This window comes from Roseivivax sp. CAU 1761 (assembly GCF_054482755.1).
Genome location: NZ_JBTLRM010000061.1, coordinates 1 through 5,618, shown reverse-complemented (window position 1 = coordinate 5,618; position 5,618 = coordinate 1). Strand labels below are relative to the sequence as shown.

3 protein-coding genes are annotated in these 5,618 nt (G+C 66.6%); 1 reads left to right on the top strand and 2 read right to left on the bottom strand.

Going from position 1 to position 5,618, the window contains the following annotated elements; all coding sequences use genetic code 11:
• Positions 1-163: 163 nt before the first annotated feature.
• Entirely contained in the window at positions 164-1,555 is a 1,392-nt protein-coding gene (locus ACXYMW_RS19575; protein ID WP_459037010.1) for an FAD-binding oxidoreductase, read from the bottom strand.
• A gap of 62 nt (positions 1,556-1,617) precedes the next feature.
• Complete coding sequence (locus ACXYMW_RS19570) at positions 1,618-4,725, bottom strand: ATP-binding protein (protein ID WP_459037011.1); 3,108 nt, start codon at positions 4,723-4,725, stop codon at positions 1,618-1,620.
• A gap of 269 nt (positions 4,726-4,994) precedes the next feature.
• On the opposite strand from ACXYMW_RS19570, the gene ACXYMW_RS19565 reads away from it, so the two are divergent.
• Positions 4,995-5,537 (top strand): hypothetical protein, encoded by a 543-nt coding sequence (locus ACXYMW_RS19565; protein ID WP_459037009.1) that lies wholly within the window; start codon positions 4,995-4,997, stop codon positions 5,535-5,537.
• Positions 5,538-5,618 lie beyond the last annotated feature (81 nt).

Here is a 5,618-nt window from a genome sequence, read left to right as displayed (position 1 = left end):
ACCTGGCTCAACGACTACAACACCGTCCATCCACATTCCGCGCTGGCAATGCGCTCGCCCGTCGAGTTCAGATCAGCGCTCAACTCCAGCCAGGCTGTCCGGTGAAATGGGGGGCACTCCACACCCTGATGGAACGTGGCGGACGCCGAAGCGAAGTCTTGCCTCAAGTCGCTACACGCTGCCGCGCCGGTTCGATGTTCTGATTGATGTGGAAGACATTGCAGGGGTCATACTTGGCCTTGACCGACGCCAACCGCGCATAGTTCGCCCCGTAGTTGGCCGCAGACCGGAAGCCGTCATCCTCGGACATGAAGTTGACGTATCCGCCTTCGCCTCCGGAGAACGGGTGGATGGCGTCGTAGTAATTCCTGACCCATTCGATGTTGGCTTTGTTGTCGGCTGGGTCGCTCCAGATGCCGGCGATCACCGGCGAGAAGGTCTTGTCGCGGTGACCGAAGGCGGTCTCGTCGGCGCCGACCCGCTGCGCGGCACCATTGATCGGGTGCAGGTGCATCGACGAGCTGACCGTCGGCGTGTGCCGTCCGTGCGCGATGTGCGCGGCGATCGCCTCGTCCGTGAGCTCGGTGATGTAGTCGGCCTTCCAGTAGTGCTGCATGCCCTTCGGAACGGCGTCGTCAAAGAGGCTGTTGAGGGCTGGAAACGGCATCGCCGTGCAGTGCTCGGCCTTGACCTCGGCGACGTCCCGGAGCGGTTTCAGGACCCGCTCGGTGTCCTTGCGCGGTCCGGTCCAGCACGGGACGAGCACGCAGAACAGGTCGCCGACCCGGTCTTCGGGAATGAAGGGCAAGGGCGGTGCGATCTGCCAGCCGAAGAAGCATCCCAGCGCCTCGGGGGCGATCTCGATGTAGTCGCGATAGCCCTGCAGGACCGCCGCGGCATCGTCGAACTCGTAGAACAGCGGCCCGCCGACCACGTCGCCGACCTCGTGCAGCCGGAACTCGAAGCTGGTGACCACGCCGAAGTTGCCGCCGCCGCCGCGCAGGGCCCAGAACAGGTCCTCGTTTTGGGAGTGACTCGCGGTAACCTGCCGGCCGTCGGCCAGAACGACATCGGCCGCCAGCAGGTTGTCGATGGTGAACCCGGCGCGGCGCGTCAGGTATCCGAGCCCGCCCCCGAGCGTCAGCCCGGCGACGCCGGTGGTCGAGATGATGCCGCCCGGAAGCGCGAGGCCGAACGGATGGGTGGCACGGTCGACGTCGCCGAGTGTCGCGCCTCCGCCGACCCGGGCGGTCCGCGTCTCGGGGTCGACGCGCACGTCGTTCATCCGCGACAGGTCCACGACCAACCCGCCATCGACCGTGCCGAAGCCGGGCACGCTGTGCCCGCCGCCGCGGACGGCAAGGTCAAGGCCGGCCTCTCGGGCCGCGGCGATCGACGCCATAACGTCGGCGGCGTCCACGCAACCGACGACCGCCGTTGGTCTGCGGTCGTGCATCGCGTTGTAGACGGCGCGGGCCGCGTCGTAGCCAGGATCACCGGCGGCGGTAATCGGGCCCCTGACCCTCTGCGCCAGCGTGTCGATGACGGTGCTCATGGCGTGTTCCTCCTCCTGGTGTCCGAAGGCTACACAGTCTGGCGTTCCGAAACCGTTCCGGCCTAGCCAGCATTGCGCAGGAACCGTCTTGCCGCGCGGAACGCTGGCAGATCGTGTCCCGACGGGATGTCGTCCGCGAGCGCGGCCAGCTGTCGCCGCAGGTCCGCATCGGGAAACCGACCGACGCGCGAATGCAGCGCCTTGAGAGTGAGCCACCGGGCGCCTTGGGCGCTTGCGACATTCACGGCGCGGTGCAGCGCGGCGCAGGCGGTGTCTCTCTCCCCCAACTCGAAGGCAATTTCGCCCTGAAGGCGCAGCAGCTCGGGGACCAAGTAGCCCTGGTTGCACTGCTCTGACCACGCGAGCGCTTCGCGCGCTGCGGCCGAGGCTTCGCGCCACTCGCCGCGCTGCACGCGCGCCTGAGCGAGCAGATACAGGATCAAGCTCAGGTGCAGGGTTTCGCCATCGACCCGCGAAGGCACGGTCGCACAGAGGATCTTGTCGATGCCGGCCATGCGCCCTTCTTGCACCTCCAGCCAGCCCCTCAGCGCGCTCAGAGCGATGTTCAGGTAGCGGTCGGAGAAACGTGACCAGATGCAGTCCGCCTCTTCGAGACGCGCGGCAAGGGAGCTGTAGTCCTCGGCTTCAGAGGCCAATATCGCCGAGTAGGTGACCACGTAGGCCGACGTCATCAGATGGTCGATACGCTCTGCGTGTTCGGCGGCCGTCCGGGCGGCCGACATGGCCGACTCTGGATCGCCGGACCAGAGCCGAGCAAGCCCGAGCCGCACCAGGCAGACAGCCTTGGGATCCTGCGCGTAGCGCGCCAAATGCTCTTCGCTGCGCGCCGGATCGTAGTGCGCGATTGCGGCCTCGAGGTAGCGCAGCGACGTCTTCAGGTCGCCCTGCCAGAACGCACTGACACCCATCAGGTAACGGCCCTCGGTCGCGGCGACGTGATCACCGCTTTCGTGATCTATCAGCGCCCGTGCCAGTTTCGTGCTTTGGTCAAACCGGCAGCCTTGCAGGCGGGCCAAGCCCAGTCCCCGGAGAACCGGCGGGGCGACGGGTCGGTCGAGTTTGCAGCATAGCGACAGGGCGCGTTCATAAAGCCGATGTGATACGGCCGAGCCGTAGCCCTCGAGGGCCACGAGAGGCGAGCCGAGCGCGATGCGGATGTCGAGTTCGAGAGCATCGCGTTCCGGTCTGGCCGGGAGTTCCTCCAGCAACTCCAGGGCACGACGGAACAGAGCCACGGCCTCGTCGAACCCCGACATCGCAACCGCCCGCGCCGCCGCGACGCGATATGCCTCGATCGCCTGAATGACCATTCCGGCCTGGTCGTAGTGCGCGGCGAGTTGCGCGCTGGTGGCCGGGTCCGTCGCGTGGTCCTGCGCCAGAGCCTCGGCAACCATCCGATGCAGCTTGCGCCGACGCGCCGGAGCGATCATCTCGAGCGTCACGTCCCGGAGCTTGTCGTGGCTGAAATCGTAGCTTTGGCCATGGCCGCCGATGATCCCTCGGCGCCACAACTCGTCGAGCCGATCGGTCAAATCCGCTTCGGCGCCCATTACACTCTGCAGTGCGCGCGCCGAGAAGGATCGGCCGAAGATCGCGGCCATCTCCGCCAGCTTTCGTGCTCCTTCGGTCAGCTGGTCGAGCCTCGCCCGGAGCACCGAGCGCATCGTCGGGGTCAGGATCGCCCGCCCGCCCTCCACCGGTATCCCGCACTTCACGGCTTCGACGATGAACAGGGGATTGCCTTCGGTCTCCTCCCACAAGCGCGTCGCCGCTTCCGGATCGATCGCGTCCCCCTCCCGCAGCCCCGCCGCGAGGGCGGCGGTCGATGCCTTGTCGAGCGGGTGCAGCGCCACGACCGTCGCGGCCCCGTCGGCCTGCAGGGCGTCGATCATTCTCGGCAGTGGGTGGCCATCGGGAAGCTCCTCCCATCGCGCGGTCCCGACGATCAGGAGCGGGTCCCGGGGACGCGAAGACAGGAGGTAACCGATGAACTCGATTGTCTCGACGTCGCACCACTGAAGATCGTCGAGGATCACAAGCTTCGGCTCTTCATTGGCCGCGATCGCGGCGGATACGGCATCGAAGAGCAGGTGGCGTCTGGCGACGGGCTCTCGAGCCGGTGGTTCGAGATCACCCAGCTCCGGCACGAGCCTGGCCAGCTCCGAGCGCCAGATCGGGTCCAGGTCGCGCAGGCGGGGTGCGATGCTGGCCGACCGGAGAAGGTCGATGACCGGCCCCCAGGGAAGCCTTCCAGCCGCTTCGTAGGCCCGCGCCGTTGCCAGCGCGTGCCCCTCGCCGTGAAGATGTGAGCCGAATTCCTGCGCGAGCCGCGATTTTCCGATCCCCGGTTCCCCGGTCAACACCAGCAAGTGCGCGCGCCCCGCTTTCACCGACGTCCACGCCTTGGCCAGCGCGCGCCATTCCGGTGCCCGGCCCACCAGGTTTGAAGCGCTGGCGGCTTCGCCCCGTGCTGTGGGAGTGCACTGCCTCTCCGAAAACGCGGCGTCGATTTGCCCCTGCAGCGCCGCGATTTCCGCCGAGGGATCAACGGCGAGCTCGCGGCGGAGCGCCTCGGCGAAGGTCCGATAGGCCCGCAGGGCCGATGTCCGGTCGCCCTGTGCAAGATGCGCTTCCACCTCGAGCCGAACGGCGGCCTCGTCGGCAAAGTCCAGCGCACCGACCGCCCTGGCATATCCGATCGCGGCGCTGTGATCTCCGCGCACGGCCGCCGCCTCGGCAAGTTGGCGATGAAGGGCAAGCGCTTCGGCTCGAAATCCCTCACGTTCCGCCAGCACCCAGTCGTCGTAGCAGGCCGGAAGCAGGTCGCCCCGGTAGATCCGCGCGGCGCATTCGAGATCGCCGGATGCAATGGCGTCGCGGAACCGCAGGGCGTCGACCCAGCTCGCATCGGTGGCGCGCCATCGCACGCTGTCGGGTCCGATTTCGGCGAATCGCTCCACCTGCGGAAGAGCCCGCCGGAACTCATGCAACAGCTTGCGGAGGTTTGTCCGCGCCTGAGCTTCGGTTGAGGAAGGCCAAAGCTCGAACGCCAGCCGCGACCGGTTCTGCGCCTCTGTGCGAAGCACGATCAGCGCCAGGAGCCGCTGCAATCGCGGCGATTGGAACGCGCGCAGAGGCTGGCCGTCCATGATCACCTCTACGGGGCCGAAAAGCCGCACGCGAAGCCGAACCGACCCTCCCGGGCCAAGTGAGCCCCGTCGGTCTGAACTGATTTCGGCGCTATTCGGCATCGTCCGTCTGAAGAACAGCCTTCCTCGATCATACATCAGACCACCCGAAGTGTCGAAACCCGATGCGGGGGGACGCGCCCGGCGCGACTGCCGGTTTTTCTGCGGCGCCCTTCGGAGGCCACATTCGTGGGGTCACACCACCAACAGCGGAAGAACGAGAGGACGCGATGAGCGACAAGATCGAGGTCACCGGCTACGGCCGCGACGAGGCATCGGCCCGTCAGGATGCGCAGTGGAAAATGAAGGCGGCGCTCGGCGACCGTCAATCCGATCGCGACATGGATCAGTTTTCGGGAATGGCCATGGGCCTTACGGCCATGGTCCTGTCCGGCTACCTCATTCTGATCGGGGTCCTGCTCGGACAATTCCTTTACCGCCCGATCCCCGCCATCCTGACGGCCTGCGCCTTCTTCATTCCCGTCGCCGCCATTATCGGGTCCGCGGCCCAAGGCAGCTCTGTCGGCGACTTCGTCCTCCTATGCGTGGTCTTCGCCTCTTTGAGCTGGCTCGCAGCCAGGATCGCCGGCAAGCTGGATCGCTGGTTCGAACGCTTCGAGGATGCCGAGGCCCTGGCGCTCTCGAAGCTGCCCTTCGCCATTCGAAGCCCGGTCATGCTGACCATCCTGTTCTCGCCGACGATCATAGCCATCGTCGCTGCTTGGCAGGAATGGAGTGCCCCCCATTTCACCGGACAGCCTGGCTGGAGTTGAGCGCTGATCTGAACTCGACGGGCGAGCGCATTGCCAGCGCGGAATGTGGATGGACGGTGTTGTAGTCGTTGAGCCAGGTGG